This is a genomic window from Mucilaginibacter sp. 3215, from assembly GCF_050433785.1.
GTDB lineage: Bacteria > Bacteroidota > Bacteroidia > Sphingobacteriales > Sphingobacteriaceae > Mucilaginibacter.
Window position 1 is genome coordinate 692,269 of sequence record NZ_JBNPWO010000002.1, and the last position, 14,268, is coordinate 706,536.

Annotated in this window: 12 protein-coding genes; 8 read left to right on the top strand and 4 right to left on the bottom strand. The window is 41.7% G+C overall.

From position 1 onward, the window contains the following. The gene (locus tag ABIC84_RS06470; protein WP_429263041.1) at positions 1-1,296 is read right to left on the bottom strand and encodes a hypothetical protein; all 1,296 of its coding nucleotides are present in this window, start codon (positions 1,294-1,296) and stop codon (positions 1-3) included. Next, a complete protein-coding gene (locus tag ABIC84_RS06475) occupies positions 1,293-1,940 on the bottom strand; it encodes an RNA polymerase sigma factor (RefSeq protein ID WP_426588871.1) in 648 nt (215 codons plus the stop codon). The genes ABIC84_RS06470 and ABIC84_RS06475 overlap by 4 nt, the downstream gene beginning before the upstream one ends. Before the next feature lie 580 nt (positions 1,941-2,520). Here ABIC84_RS06475 and ABIC84_RS06480 point away from each other — a divergent pair. Continuing rightward, complete coding sequence (locus ABIC84_RS06480; protein WP_429263042.1) at positions 2,521-3,324, top strand: glycosyltransferase family 2 protein; 804 nt, start codon at positions 2,521-2,523, stop codon at positions 3,322-3,324. Positions 3,325-3,410: 86 nt separating this feature from the next. Here ABIC84_RS06480 and ABIC84_RS06485 read toward each other — a convergent pair whose 3' ends face one another. Then, complete coding sequence (locus ABIC84_RS06485; protein WP_429263043.1) at positions 3,411-4,616, bottom strand: glycosyltransferase family 4 protein; 1,206 nt, start codon at positions 4,614-4,616, stop codon at positions 3,411-3,413. Continuing rightward, entirely contained in the window at positions 4,613-6,025 is a 1,413-nt protein-coding gene (locus ABIC84_RS06490; protein ID WP_429263044.1) for an oligosaccharide flippase family protein, read from the bottom strand. The genes ABIC84_RS06485 and ABIC84_RS06490 overlap by 4 nt, the downstream gene beginning before the upstream one ends. 176 nt (positions 6,026-6,201) lie before the next feature. Between ABIC84_RS06490 and ABIC84_RS06495 the strand changes: the two genes are divergently transcribed. From ABIC84_RS06495 to ABIC84_RS06525, 7 genes are all read left to right on the top strand, one after another. Then, on the top strand, positions 6,202-7,917 hold the full coding sequence (locus ABIC84_RS06495) for a hypothetical protein (RefSeq protein WP_429263045.1): 1,716 nt from the start codon (positions 6,202-6,204) through the stop codon (positions 7,915-7,917). Beyond that, positions 7,910-8,929: a glycosyltransferase gene (locus tag ABIC84_RS06500; RefSeq protein WP_429263046.1), complete on the top strand. Its 1,020-nt coding sequence runs from the start codon at positions 7,910-7,912 to the stop codon at positions 8,927-8,929. Before ABIC84_RS06495 ends, ABIC84_RS06500 begins: the two co-directional genes overlap by 8 nt. Further along, entirely contained in the window at positions 8,919-10,121 is a 1,203-nt protein-coding gene (locus ABIC84_RS06505) for a glycosyltransferase family 4 protein (protein ID WP_426588883.1), read from the top strand. The genes ABIC84_RS06500 and ABIC84_RS06505 overlap by 11 nt, the downstream gene beginning before the upstream one ends. Further along, on the top strand, positions 10,060-11,184 hold the full coding sequence (locus tag ABIC84_RS06510; RefSeq protein ID WP_426588885.1) for a DUF1972 domain-containing protein: 1,125 nt from the start codon (positions 10,060-10,062) through the stop codon (positions 11,182-11,184). Before ABIC84_RS06505 ends, ABIC84_RS06510 begins: the two co-directional genes overlap by 62 nt. Further along, positions 11,162-12,427 (top strand): O-antigen ligase family protein, encoded by a 1,266-nt coding sequence (locus ABIC84_RS06515; protein WP_429263047.1) that lies wholly within the window; start codon positions 11,162-11,164, stop codon positions 12,425-12,427. The genes ABIC84_RS06510 and ABIC84_RS06515 overlap by 23 nt, the downstream gene beginning before the upstream one ends. Before the next feature lie 60 nt (positions 12,428-12,487). Further along, positions 12,488-13,450, top strand: a complete 963-nt coding sequence (locus ABIC84_RS06520; RefSeq protein ID WP_429263048.1) for a hypothetical protein — start codon at positions 12,488-12,490, stop codon at positions 13,448-13,450. Between the two features lie 351 nt (positions 13,451-13,801). Continuing rightward, positions 13,802-14,268, top strand: a 467-nt coding sequence (locus ABIC84_RS06525; RefSeq protein ID WP_429263049.1) for an IS110 family transposase, incomplete at its 3' end; no start/stop codon positions are given.

The following is a 14,268-nucleotide window of genomic DNA, read 5'->3' on the forward strand; positions in this document are numbered from 1 at the left end:
TTAAGGCTTTCTAAACGAATTGATGTTATACGTTACACCTACCGCTACACCTGTCGATTGCAATTTGATATCAGAATATCCAACTCCCGAGATGGGAACTTTCATATATGGCTGAACACTTACACCAAACTTTGAGTTTATTTTATGCTCATATGTAGCGTTAATATTGATAATGCTTAATAGATATCCTTTACTGTTAGGTACGGTGTAGGTTTGAGGCCATGCGGCACTATTGGCACCATCGCCATAATTATAAGTATACTTTTCATGCAGCATCAGGTATGAGGATAAACCAGTGCCCACTGATAATTTATTGCGAAAATTACCATACACCTGGTAAGCTATATTGACTGGGATATCAAGCATTTTACAATCGGCAGTTACATCAATTGGATCATGCTTAAAGTTATATGTAGTATTATAATTAGCAAAGCTTGTACTGTAAGGCTTTGACGAATACACAACACCGCTGGTAATAGTTAACTTTTTAGTGGCACCAAATGAAAGGAGCAAGCCATAGTTGCTGCCAACCTTACCCTGAAAAGAATTTGTACCATTAACATCAGATGATGCCAGCGCCGTAATGGCCCATTGCGGCCGGTAACCAAAGCTCTGTTTAATTATTTTTTTATTAGATTTTGTTGTAGGCGCTTGAATAGGTTGCCTTTCAATATTTGTTTTAAAATCAGGAACAGATAAAGGAGAAGATTCTATATCAAGTGATAACGCCCTATTTGCCAGCAAATTTGAAATAGCAACATTATTACCAGCCGGCTCAGCACCTGCCATCAGGGCGGGATCATGCAGCATAATGGTATCACGTCCATTAATTCCCTTTTTGCTTGCACCTGGAACATTACGATGGGATCCGGCGACAGACGGTGTTAAGCTTATTTGACCTGTATGGGCATAATTGCCTGTACTGCTGTTGGCAGCTATGCTACTGTTCCCGGCCGGCCGGGTTGTTAATAAAGTGTCTGTTTGTGGTTTTTGTGTAACCCCGCCGCTGGTTCCGGGAATTGTTTTAGGAACAGTAGGCTTAACCTTAACCTGTTGTTGTCCCGTTGTATTATCATCCTTTACATTAGGTTTAAAAAACCACCATCCTAAAAACAGCAGCAGCATCGCCGCTATTCCGCTTGCAATTGGCAACCAATAAACAATTCCACGGCGTTTTTTGCCCTTGTCAAGCATTTGCTCAAGCGCATCCCAGTCATCCTCGTTAAACGATCGATGATTTGCCGGGTCTTCCAGCCTCTTCTTAAAAATGTTATCTAAATCTTCTTCGCTTTTCATCCTCTGATACCATTATTAAAAAAAGTTGTCCTTACATCTATACCTATGCCATTATAGGCCACAATCGGGTTAAAATCCATACCCCTGTTGTAATTGGTTTTATTAGCAGTTTCCTCTGCTTTTAATATCATTTGTTTTAGTTTTTGACGTGCTTTATGCAGGTTTGACTTTGATGTGCCCGGATTGATATTTAACATTTCCCCTATCTCTTCATGAGAATACCCGTCAATCGCAAAAAGGTTAAAAACAGTACGATAAGCCTGTGGCAACTGCTGTACCATAGCCAGCAGGTCTTCATAATTTAAATTTTTATCTGTCAGGTCCCCCTCGCTCACATTTTCTGCCCTCTCCAAATCCTCGGTATAAGCCATTTTTAAATTGGCCCGGTAATAATCAATAGAAACATTCATCATAATGCGGCCAATCCATGCTTTAAACGGCCTTGAAGTATCAAACCTGTCTATATGGGTAAATACCTTCATAAAACCCTGGTTCATAACTTCTGCAGCCTCATCACGGTTACCTGCATAACGAAGGCAAATGCCCATAGAAAAGCCATAAAACGCCTTATAGAGCATTTTCTGACTTTTCCTGTCCTGCTTTACGCAGCCATTGATTAGTTGATGTAACTCTTCTTCGCCCATATGGGGGTTATAAACTCAGAATCAAACACATAAATTTAACCTTATCTATGCACATCACGGTAACTATTATTAAAAGGTTGCCTGTTGTGCAAAATAATTTAAATTTTTCACACAGTTGGATAAAATCATGCACACTTTTCTCACCTAAAGAAATCATTTATACAAAATGTGGACAAATTAACACGTCCTGAATAAATCCTCACAAATAATTGTATTTTTGATAATGAGGCAACCGGTACGTGTGCTTATAGCGTAATGCCATATAATCCGCCTGCTTTAAAGGCCTTTTATGAGAATCGATATAAACCCAAACTTCCCTGTAAAAAATTGTAAAACCTGCGGGACACGTCCGGTAATTGAACAAACTAAAGATCGCTGGATTATCCTGTGTCCCAATCCGAATTGTCGAAACGCCATTTCTGATAAGCTGATTAATGTAACAGAATGGAATAAGCAAAATCCATAATGTTTTTTCGCCGGTTTATTTATCTTAAGGCAACCATCCCCGGAACATGCACGATATATATTATAAAAGGGCAAAACAAGCTCTTTATAATTTATATACTAATACTACTGCTGCATGGTACCGGTGTCTGTTGTGATCATTACTAAAAACGAAGCTGCCTTAATTGAAGATTGTATAAAAATGGCTTCTTTAATTACGGATGATATTGTTGTGATTGACAATGACAGTACCGATGGCACGCCGCTTATTGCCTCCCGTTATGGCTGCAGGGTGTTTCAAAAAAGCTGGAGCGGATATGGAGCAAACAAAAATAAAGGGGTAGCTCAGGCCCGCTACAACTGGATCTTAAGTATTGATGCTGATGAGGTACCTGATTTGGAGCTTATTAAATCGCTCCATAATTTAACCTTTGACAAACCGAATGTTGTTTACAATATCAAATTCAAATCATACTTTGGCAAAAAGCTGATCCGTTTTGGTAATTGGGGAAATGATCATCACCTGCGTTTGTTTAACCGTTCATTGGTAAAATGGGGTGAAACCGAAGTACACGAAACGTTGATTTTGCCTTCCGATGCCGAGATCAAAAGCATAGCGGGTTATATCCAACACCACTCTGTAACCGATATTGACGACTTTGAGCGTAAAGCTATTCTTTATGCGCAGCTAAGCGCAGCCAAATATTACAAATCCGGTAAAAAGGCAACATTTATCAAGCTACATTTTTCAGCCGCTTTTGGTTTTTTCCGCAATTACATTATCAGGCTCGGTTTTTTAGATGGAGCCGAGGGACTGGCTATAGCATGTGTTATTTATAAAAACACACGCCTTAAATACGCTTACCTGAAACAATATAAAGAGCTGTCTCAAACGCGAAATACCTATCGTAACGAGTTGGTTATAGAACAGATTAACTAACCAAAGTATGGGATCGTATAGTTGGCAATCTTAAGTCTGAAGTCAAAATTAAACAGGACATGAGGCTAAGTATTATCGACTTAAAACTATTTGTCCAGCACCTGTTGGTAAAACTGTAGGGTTTGCCTCGCCACTATATCGATATCAAAACATTGTTTTACCTTTTCATTACCAGCTAAAGCAAGTCGCAACCGTTTTTCAGGCTCATTGAGCAATGTAACTATTGCTGATGCTAATTCCTCAATATTGTCTGGATCTACCAGCAACCCATTAACGCCATCATCAATAAGTTCGGGGCCGGATGTTCGGTTTGAATTAATCACCGCTGTTCCACATGCCATGGCCTCTAACGGCGCAAGTGCAAAAGCTTCGGCATACGATGGGAATACCGCCACCGCCGAATTACTTAAACAGGCATAAAGTTCATCCCTCCCCACATGCCCTTTAAACACAACACTGCTTTTTGCATCCTTCTGCAAGCAGGTGATTACTTTATTTACCGGGCCTTTCCCCAGTATTAGTAACCGGGCATCAGGGACCTGTTTTATAACTATATTCCAGGCCTCCGCTAACTGAAAAATCCCTTTCTTTTGAACAAGGCTCCCCGTAAATACCACCTGTTTGGTATCGACCGGTGTACTGTTTCCTACAGCTAAGTTTGTATCTATACCATTATACAACACCGTGATGGGCTTGCTGTACGACAGGTAATCAGCGCTTTTTTTTGCAGTGTAAGCGCTTGCACTGCTAACGGCTGCTGCACGGTTTAAAATATCCCGTTCCATTTTCAAAACATGCGGTGCAATCGGTATCCCTGCCTCAGCATTAAAGTAGGTAATGGAACCATTCAATTTAACTACTACAGGAACAGGTAATGTGGGGAACGGCACATATGATTTACAAAACCTGATATAGTCATTATAATCGGGCATTTCAATAATATTGATCTGCTCATCAGCTATAATGTGCTCCAGTTTTTTTTGATAAGCCGCAAGGCTTCTTTTTATATCCCGTTGTGTAATACCTGTATCCAGTAATATCCTGTTAAGCATCCGTACCCCGGCAGACCGCTGATTTTCAAACCACTTATCATCAATACTCCAGCGATATCTCAAAACTTTTACACCTTCATCCTCAAATTCATCCGCGCCTCCATATCCGCGGCTATACAACCCGGCAACAATTACCTTATGTCCCAGCTTTACCATTTGCCGGGCAATGAGCCGCACATAGGTTCCAATACCGCCATGCGGTCCGGGAGAATATTCATCGCACAGGTATAAAATATTCATTGCGCTAAAAACTGTTTACTATTTTGAATATTACGACTGCTCAATTGCTTTGACACTAAAGCTATTAAAAGATAAAAAACTATCCCCAATAAAAGCCTGAACAAGAAATGTATGTTTATTGAAGCTGTGATAAACCAGCCGGCCAAAGCAGCAGGGAGCAGTATCACAAATGGCCGTAAGCTGATATGCATGATATTTTTATTCACTAACCTGTAATAGAGCACCGCCTGTAACATATTGGTTATTAAAAATGCCACAGCCGAACCAATGCCATCCAGTAGCGGGATCAATATCAGGTTAAGCGCAATATTTGTTGTAGCACAAATTACGGTAACAGATGATACAGCCTTGTACTTTTTAACGCTAAAACTTAATGACCAAAGTAGGTTTATGAAAAACTGCAGGGGTATACACAACGACAGGATCAAAAATTCGGTAGCATTGGCAGCTCCATATTTTCCGCCGGTTATCATTCCCACTACAGGTGTCCAAAGTATATTAAGGACAAGAGGTAAGAGCATAGCCAGCAGCAACTCTGCAGTATTAAAGGAATTTACCTGCTCCTGCAATTGGTTAGATGGCTTTAAGGCCATCAGTCTTGACAAGCGCGGTAAAATAACAGGAGCTATAACAAGCATGGGCAGGCGCGAAAGCTCATAAGCCCGGTATGCGAAGCTATAATCGGCCAGCACGGTTTTGCTTGCCATAAAACCCAGCAACAACCAGTCCATCCGCGACAAGCTCATATCAAATATTACCGATATATACTGCGCCGTGGCCTCTTTAAGCAACTTTTTATAAGCCCGAAATTGAAATTTAAAACTGAAATCTGTTTTCGTGATAACATACATGAGCAGGGCCAACAATTCGGCCCCGGCTGTGCCTATCATTACCATCACTACAGAGTGAACTTGTAATTGATGTATCGTAATAAGATAAAATGCGCCACAAACCCTTAAGCTGTTACTTATAACGGCGATTATACCATAGGGTGTAAATTTTTCCTTTGCATTTAAAAACTGCTTTAACGGAACACCCAGGAAAAGCAGGCCCTGGGCTATAAAAAACCATGGAAGCGCCTGAGAAATATTGTCGTGCAATACTAAGCTTAATAATAACAGTACGCCCAGGGTTACAAAAAAAGTAGCGAGCGAATGGAACAAAAATGCCGCCGCCGCCCAATCCGACCGTTGTGAGGCTGCTATACGCCTGATCACTACCTGCTCCAGTCCGAACCCCAGGATGGTAGTAACAAATATCGATAAGGCATTCATCCAGCTAATGGCCCCAAAACTGTCTTTACTCAGGTAAACAGAAACAATATAAAAAAAGATACTGCCAAGTGCCTGCAAGGCAAGTGCCTGCAAACCTGACGAAAAAAACCTGATGAACGCTTTACTCCTGAACAACGACGTATATGTTTATACTCTTATACTATTGTTTTTATCGGCCGGTTGCCTGTAACATTTTAATATCCCGGTTAAATATCTGCATATATCAGCACATTAACGAGGCAACCATTCCATTTTTTGGCACGTAACCTATTTAAACAAAACAATTGCGACAAGGCCGGCAAAACCGGGAAATGAACATCAATAAATACAAGGGAATAATGACAATCAGTTTGCCGGGTTTTGATATTAAGAGGTGGAAAACTTATGCCGATTGGCGGCTGCTGATCTTCCTGCTGCTGTTTATCAACGTGCGGATCCCATTTAAGATAGTGGCGTTGCTTTTTGTTTACATAAGCCAGTTTAACTTTCAATTTGGCTTTAAGCTGCGCAATTCAAGGATCCCGTTATTCTATCTGCTGGTTTTCCCGATAGCTATTGCTGCAGCCATTATCAACCAAAATTTTGCCAACCTGTATTATATGCCCGTTTTTGGCTGGGCTTTGATATGCTGGGCGCTGGCCCTGCTGGCGGTTCATCAGGTTAAGCTGATGGTTGATAAAACAGATGCCGAAACCATTTACCGTACACTGATCATTTTTTTTATCATAAACGCAGCTTTCTCGGCAGGTAACCTAATGCATATTATGTGGATCACTAAAAGCATTAACCCCTATGCTTTTATGGGAATGCACCAGCGCTATTATATCAATACCGGCGATGATGTAATGGGTATAAGCTTTGACATTTCATCAACCAATGCCATTATCTGCGCTTTCGGTGTGTTTTACTTCATTTATAAGAATAATTTGCCCATGATGATCGTGTGCATGAGCACGCTGGCACTTACCTACAGTAACCTCATCAGCATTTTGGTACTGCTGATCCTCGCTTTCATTTTTGTTTTTAAAACCACACGCAATCAAAAAAGTATGATAGTAGTGGCATTGCTGCTTTATGTGATCTCCCTGGTCAAAATATCTCCGCAAAATGAAAAGTATATTAACGAAGTGACTAAAAGTACGCTGCGGGAAAACCGTATTGAAAAACAGGATCAGGCGAAGGCGCAGCCAACAACCGCCAATCCCGGCGGGCGATTCATGACCAGGGATGAACAAAGAAGGAGATTTGCACAAAACTACCTGGACAGCCTGAGCAGGATAAAGGCTCAACAGGAAAAACCAAGCGCACTTGATAAAAAAATCAAAGGCTTGCCGCTTACCGATGACGGCAGGCTATACATCCCGGAACCCAACACACATTTTGCCGAATTTTATAACACCGGCGAAATGACTCCCGACAGGCAACAGCTTGTCGACTGTATCGCTGCTCACAGGGCTCAGCTACCACTTTGCCGGCTTGAGCCCTTCAATCCTGCATTGCCTGGAAAGATTTCCGGTGCAATACAAACCTTTAATTATCTTACCAGCCATCCTTTACAAAGTATAGCGGGCTTAGCTCCCGGAAATTTTTCATCCAAAATAGCTTTCAGGGCGGTTGGTGCCGGTATAAGGGGCAATTATCCCCCAAAATACATCTATATCAACCCGGCATTTATGCACAATCATTTAGACCTGTACCTGAGCTTTTTCAGCAAGGATGCTGGTTTCCGTTCGGTACGCAATAACCCCTACTCCACTTACGATCAAATGCTGAGTGAATACGGTATCCTCGGATTGCTTGCCCTTCTTATGTTTTACATTGGCTTTTTTGCCCGGCATTATAAAAAGCTTAGTTATGGTTTGCCCATACTAATAATGGTAATGGGCATATTTTTCCTTGATTACTGGTTCGAGCAGCTCTCGGTACTGGTAATTTTCGAATTGATGTTACTCCTCAATATAAAAGAGAGTACTACACCCCATTTGAAAACAAAAACTACAGTGCAGGAGGAACTTGCGTATGCATAGCCCTCAAATTACTGTTTTAATGCCTGCTTATAATGCCGGTAAATATATTCGTGAGGCTATTACATCGGTACTTGAACAATCGTTTGCTGATTTTGAACTGCTAATTGTAAATGATGGCTCAACTGATGACACGGCAGATATTATTAACTCATTTAACGATGAGCGTATAGTGGTTTTGAGCCAGGAAAACAAAGGTGTAGCTGCGGCCCTCAATAACGGTTTACGCCACGCGCGGGCGCCTTATATAGCCCGTTTCGATGCCGACGATGTATGTTATCCTTACCGCCTGCAGGTTCAGTATGATTTCATCACATCTCATCCCTATTATAGCATTATTGGTTCGGGAGTTGACTATACTGATGTTAACGGCGACCTGATATTTACCTGGCAACCTGATGCCCTGAGCCATAACGAGATCAGGCAGCTCAGCTACAGGATTTGTCCCTTCATTCACTCCTGTGTATTTTACAAGCGTGATACCGTTTTAAATGCCGGTGGCTACAATGAGTTGGCTTACACTTTCGAAGATCATTTTTTGTGGGCAGGTATCCTTAAACACGAAAAAGCTTTTAACCTTAATCAACCGCTCATCAAAGTAAGGCTTAATGCCGAATCTGTTACCATTGATGAAAAATGGCGTACGGGTAAATTCAGGCAGATCAAGTATAATACACTGCGCAAAGGGAGCATTACTGAGGCCGAAGGAAGGCAGTTATCCGAGATCGGTATTAAACAATTATCTCCACGCATCAAAAAAGGAGCTTATTATGCCCTGCTCGGCAAAAAATATCTGTGGAATAATTATCAGCCGGAAAAGGCGAGGGAAAACCTGTTGAAAACACTTTCTATCAGCCCGCTGCATCTGAAAAATTATTTTTTGCTGCTGATGTCATTTCTGCCCGAGCATACGCTGATGAGGTTATATCAATTAGGTAAACGCAATTTCCGTTTACCTGAAGCCGAACTGCCAACCGCTGTTTTAAATCAAAACGAATTGAATTATGGCAGCTAAAAAGATAAAACTGTTTGTTGATGCCCACTCCTTTGATAAAGAATTTCAGGGGGCGCAAACTTTTATACGCGAATTATATAACCACCTGCTGACCCACCGCCCGGACATAGATATTTACATCGGCGCCCACGATACCGATAATATCCGCAGATTGTTCCCGCTGTTGCCACCGCAAAACATATTGCTTTATAAAAACAGGGGAATCAACATCCTGCGCTTTGTATTTGATATACCGGCCTACATCAAAAAATACAGATTTGACTTTGCACATTTTCAATACATCAGCCCTAAAAAAATAGCCGGCTGCAGGTACATAGTTACCATGCATGATATGCTGTTTAACGATTTCAGGAAGGATTTCCCCATCCTGTTCAGCTTAACGCGCAATTACCTTTTTGGCCGCAGTATTAAAAATGCCGACATCAAAACCACTGTATCCGACTACTCGAAAGAACGGATCTGTGATTATTACCACATTCCCGCTGACGAGGTGCATATTATCCAAAACGGAGTAAATAACTCATTGCTACAATATCAGTCATCAAAAAAAGAGGCAGAAGATTGGGTAGCAGAAAAATTCGGCATAAGAAATTTCATCCTGTATACCAGCCGCGTTGAACCCCGCAAAAACCACCTTTTGTTGCTGCAAAAATATTTGAAACTGAAGCTGTACGAAAAAGGCATTGGCCTGGTGTTCATTGGTAAAGCATCCATAAAAACGCAGGGTTTAGCCAGGCTCATCAAGAGCCTTACGCCTGAGCAAGAGCGGTTTTTCAGGTGGATACCGCAGGCAGAACAGGCCGATCTGGCAGCTTTTTACCGGGCCTGCAGGTTGTTTGTATATCCCTCAAAAGCCGAAGGCTTTGGGATCCCGCCGCTTGAAGCAGCCATTTGTGATGCACCTGTATTATGCTCGGCAGAAACGGCTATGAAAAATTTCCACTTTTTTGAACCATATACTTTTAACCCGGCCAATCATGCCGATTTTGAGCAAAAGCTATTACTTGCCGCACAGCAACCACCCGGCGATGCCTTCACCAGCCAGGTAGCGCGGCATGTTGAACAGCAATACCACTGGCAAAAAAGCAGCACCATATTTTACAACTTGTTACAAGCAAATTTTCATTGTCATGAAACTAAAAATAGCGATCTTAGGCACGAGGGGCATCCCGAACTACTATGGCGGGTTTGAGCATATTTCCGAATATGTATCGGCCGGTTTGGTAAAAAAAGGGCATTCAGTTACCGTTTATAACTCTCACAACCACCCTTATGAAGCCGATACCTGGAACGGCGTTAACATTGTACATTGTTACGATCCGGAGTATCTGATAGGCACTGCCGGGCAGTTTGCCTATGATTTTAACTGCCTTATGGATGCCCGTAAACGGAAGTTTGATGTAGTACTGCTTATGGGCTACACCAGCAGCTCGGTTTGGGGGCATCTTTACCCGCCCAACAGCGTTATCATTACCAATATGGATGGACTGGAGTGGAAACGCTCCAAGTACTCAAAGCCTGTACAACAATTTTTGAAGTACGCGGAAAAGCTGGCCGTGAAACATAGCCAGTATTATATTTCCGACTCAAGGGTAATCAGGTCATACCTTAAGGATAAGTACGAGGTTGACAGTCGGTATATCCCCTATGGTGCCGATCTGTTTTCAGACCAGGAGCGTGAGCAGTTTGACAAAAGCGAACTGCTTAAAGAGGATTATTTTTTGCTGATGGCCCGCATGGAGCCCGAAAACAACATCGAAACTATTTTAGCAGGCTTTAACAACAGTTCATCAAAAAAAAGCTTTATGGTTTTGGGCGATACCAGTAACCGCTTTGGCAAATTCATAACCCACAGATTTAAAAACGATGACCGCATCCAGTTTAAGGGCGCCAATTTTGACAATTCGGTTGTGCGTGCCCTACAGAACAACAGCTACCTGTATTTCCACGGGCATAGCGTGGGTGGTACTAATCCGTCCCTGCTTGAAGCCATGGCCAGCGAAGCCCTGATTGCCGCCCATAATAACCCTTTCAATAAATCGGTACTCAATTCAGATGCTTTTTATTTTGATAATGCTAATGAGGTACGCCATTTGGTTGAGAATGTACAGCGCAAGGATACCGAACGCGAAATGGTGAAAAATAACCTTCATAAGATACAATACCAGTTTAACTGGGAGGTAGTGATCAACGATTACGAAGATTTTATATTGGAATGCTATCAGCAACAACATGGAAAAGTTATTAAGGCCTGATGATACGCTAAACAACAGGATAAGCTATTACCTGCTGATGCTGTTATTGCTAAGCCTGCCTTTCAACCTGTTTTACAGCCACCTGTTTTTAATAGGCCTGGCCCTGCATACTATTATCCAAATTCGCAAAACAACTATAAAGCCGCTATTAACAAGGGCTAACTTCGCTTTGGCTGCTGTTTTTTTTGTAACGCTTTTGAGCATTATTTACACCACCAATAAACCCCAGGCTTTTACAGAGTTAGGCAGGCAGGTTACTATTTTGCTTACCCCGTTAATCTTTTGTTTTAACCCGCTCGATCTAAAAAAATACCGGCATAGTTTTTTACTCGTATTTTCATTCGGGTGTACCATCACTATCACTTATCTTTTTTTACAGGCCCTTTTTACCATAAAATATTATCATCTGCCTTTAAAAGCATTAGCGTCCCCAGCGTTCACAAACCACAATTTTTCGGAACCGATAGAGATCCATGCTACATTTTTTTCCATGCAGATAGCCATAGCACTGGTTTATCTGCTGTATGTTTTAGTAACGGAAACAGTAAAGACCCGCAAATTTTTCTGGCTCATTTGCAGTGGTATTTTAGCTATGGGAATTCTGCAGCTTAGTTCAAAATCGATATTTATAGCTTTGCTGCTTATTATAAATATCGCCCTTCCCTGGTTCATATTAAAAGGGCGAAACCGCTTCAGGTTTATGGCCATTAGCACAGCATTATTTATTGTGGTGATGGCAGGCATTTATACCCGGGATACTTTTAAGGAACGTTATGTAACCGAGCTAAAAAAAGACCTGAGCCAATCAACCGACGCCGAACTCACCGATCCGCGATTAGCGCGCTGGAACGTGGCCATTAGTGTGGGAGCACAATCGCCTGTTATAGGTCATGGCGCAGGCACTGAAATTGGTTTGCTCAAAGACCCATTTTTCGACCATAAATTTTACCGGTCGTACCTGGCCGGGTTAAATGCACATAACCAGTTTATTAGCTTTTTTATTAAATCGGGGATCGTTGGGCTGATGGTTTACCTGTGTGTGCTGGCATTTGGCATCAGGACAGCTGTTGCAAAACGCGACTTAATGCTCATGGCTTTTATGGTTATTATAACCGCCGTTTCCTTTTCCGAAAACTTTTTAGATGTGGACAAAGGCATCTTTTTTTATAGTATATTCTTCTCATTACTAATGTTTTCTGCAAGCTCAGAAACAACAGGGACCCGCGCTAAAAATATTGTGTAATTAGTTTATTCAAAGGCAACCAAAGCTGCAAGGGGTACGTCATCATTATATATACAAAGCGTGAAAAGTACAGTCATCTTAGTTGAACAAAACAATAAACGATTGTTAAATACCAGGAATAATATTTTAGCTACCCTTGCCTATTTTGACATGTGGGACTACCCATTAACCTACGGCGAGATATTCCTGTTTTTGGAAAACAAGTATGGCCGGCATGATTTCACTGAAGCGCTTGATCAACTTATCGTCAATAAGCTGGTATTTCATTTCGACAGGTTTTATTCGCTCAAAAACGATTATATGATAGCGGTAAGGCGTAATAAAGGAAACAAAAAAGCTGCCGGGCTAATCAATAAAGCTAAAGAAGCAGGCGCCTTTCTGATCCGGTTTCCTTTCGTTCGCGGTATTGGCATTTCAGGTTCCTTGTCTAAGAACTTCGCCGATGACAATTCGGACATTGATTTTTTTATCATTACCGAACGCAACAGGCTTTGGCTTGCACGTACGTTTATGCATATATTCAAAAAACTTACCTTTTTGGTTGGTAAGCAGCACAACTACTGCATGAACTACTATATTGATGAGGCCCAACTGCAGATAGTTGAAAAGAACGTTTATACAGCAATTGAAGTAGCAACTATTATCCCATTAGAGGGTGACCTTACTTTTGAAAGCTTTTATAAAGCTAATGCCTGGACCTCCGGTTTCCTGCCTAACAAATGTATGCGCCTCGCTACCGCTAAACCATTAAAAAAGCGGTGGTATAAAACATTTACAGAAAGCCTGTTCAATAATCCATTCGGCGATTGGCTGGATAATGTATTGATGAAAATCACCTCCGGGCGATGGAAAAAGAAAACTGAAATGAAGAAATTGAATATGCGGGGTACGGTAATGAGCATGGCCGCAAGCAAACATTTTGCCAAGCCCTCTCCCGAAAACTTTCAAATTAAACTGATAGAAAAATACCGGATTAAAGTTTCCATACTGTTACAGCAATTTGAAGAACGGATGGCGCAGTAAAACTCCTCCTTATCGCCATACCGAATTTATTTCGGCCCTAAAATGCTAAGTCTAAACCCTGTATACAATACCTGTTCTATAGGTTCCTGAAACAAGTTACTTTTGGCATAATTTAAAACAGCTGTCATGCTGAGTGTTTAAATCCGTGGCCTCTGAAGGTGAAATGACATAGATTTGCTGAACCGTGCAGTGTGGCCGACCGAGTTATAGTGCTTATTGCCTGTTGCTGAGTATGGTTCCGAAGCAAGAGTCTGAAGGTATGGTACGATCCCTTGTGTGGGTGATTTGTCCGATGGGTAGCCTGTCTTTTCTTTAAACTCCTTCGGGCACGGTTTAAAAAGCGTTATAAGTATGGAAAAGATGCATTTTCATGCGGCAGGTATAGATATTGGAGCCCGCAAGGTATTTGTGGGTCTTGAAGGCCAGCCGGTTCGTTCGTTTGAGACTTTCACCAGTGATCTGGTATCACTTAAGAACTATTTATTGGAGCATAAGGTAAGTACAGTGGCAATGGAAGCCACAGGAGTATACTGGTATGTACTTTACGATATTCTTTTAGATGGGGGATTGGATGTGTGGCTTGTTGACGGAAGACAGACGCGCCAGTTACCAGGCAGGAAAACAGATGTAAAAGATTGTCAGTGGATACAGCAATTGCATAGTTATGGCTTGCTGAACCGCTGTTATGTATCCGAAGGTCATATCAAAGAATTGCGTAGTTACCAGCGCCTTCGTGAGGATCATCTTCGGAGTGCGGCCATGCATGTTCAGCACATGCAGAAGGCCTTAATAGAAATGAATATCCGTTTGCCGGAGGT

Excerpts from the sequence above, each read along its gene's own strand:
- ABIC84_RS06505 (WP_426588883.1), top strand. The coding sequence starts at position 8,919 with ATGGCAGCTAAAAAGATAAAACTGTTTGTTGATGCCCACTCCTTTGAT.
- ABIC84_RS06475 (WP_426588871.1), bottom strand. The coding sequence starts at position 1,940 with ATGGGCGAAGAAGAGTTACATCAACTAATCAATGGCTGCGTAAAGCAG.
- ABIC84_RS06470 (WP_429263041.1), bottom strand. The coding sequence starts at position 1,296 with ATGAAAAGCGAAGAAGATTTAGATAACATTTTTAAGAAGAGGCTGGAA.
- ABIC84_RS06500 (WP_429263046.1), top strand. The coding sequence starts at position 7,910 with ATGCATAGCCCTCAAATTACTGTTTTAATGCCTGCTTATAATGCCGGT.
- ABIC84_RS06485 (WP_429263043.1), bottom strand. The coding sequence starts at position 4,616 with ATGAATATTTTATACCTGTGCGATGAATATTCTCCCGGACCGCATGGC.
- ABIC84_RS06515 (WP_429263047.1), top strand. The coding sequence starts at position 11,162 with ATGGAAAAGTTATTAAGGCCTGATGATACGCTAAACAACAGGATAAGC.
- ABIC84_RS06480 (WP_429263042.1), top strand. The coding sequence starts at position 2,521 with ATGGTACCGGTGTCTGTTGTGATCATTACTAAAAACGAAGCTGCCTTA.
- ABIC84_RS06495 (WP_429263045.1), top strand. The coding sequence starts at position 6,202 with ATGAACATCAATAAATACAAGGGAATAATGACAATCAGTTTGCCGGGT.
- ABIC84_RS06510 (WP_426588885.1), top strand. The coding sequence starts at position 10,060 with ATGAAACTAAAAATAGCGATCTTAGGCACGAGGGGCATCCCGAACTAC.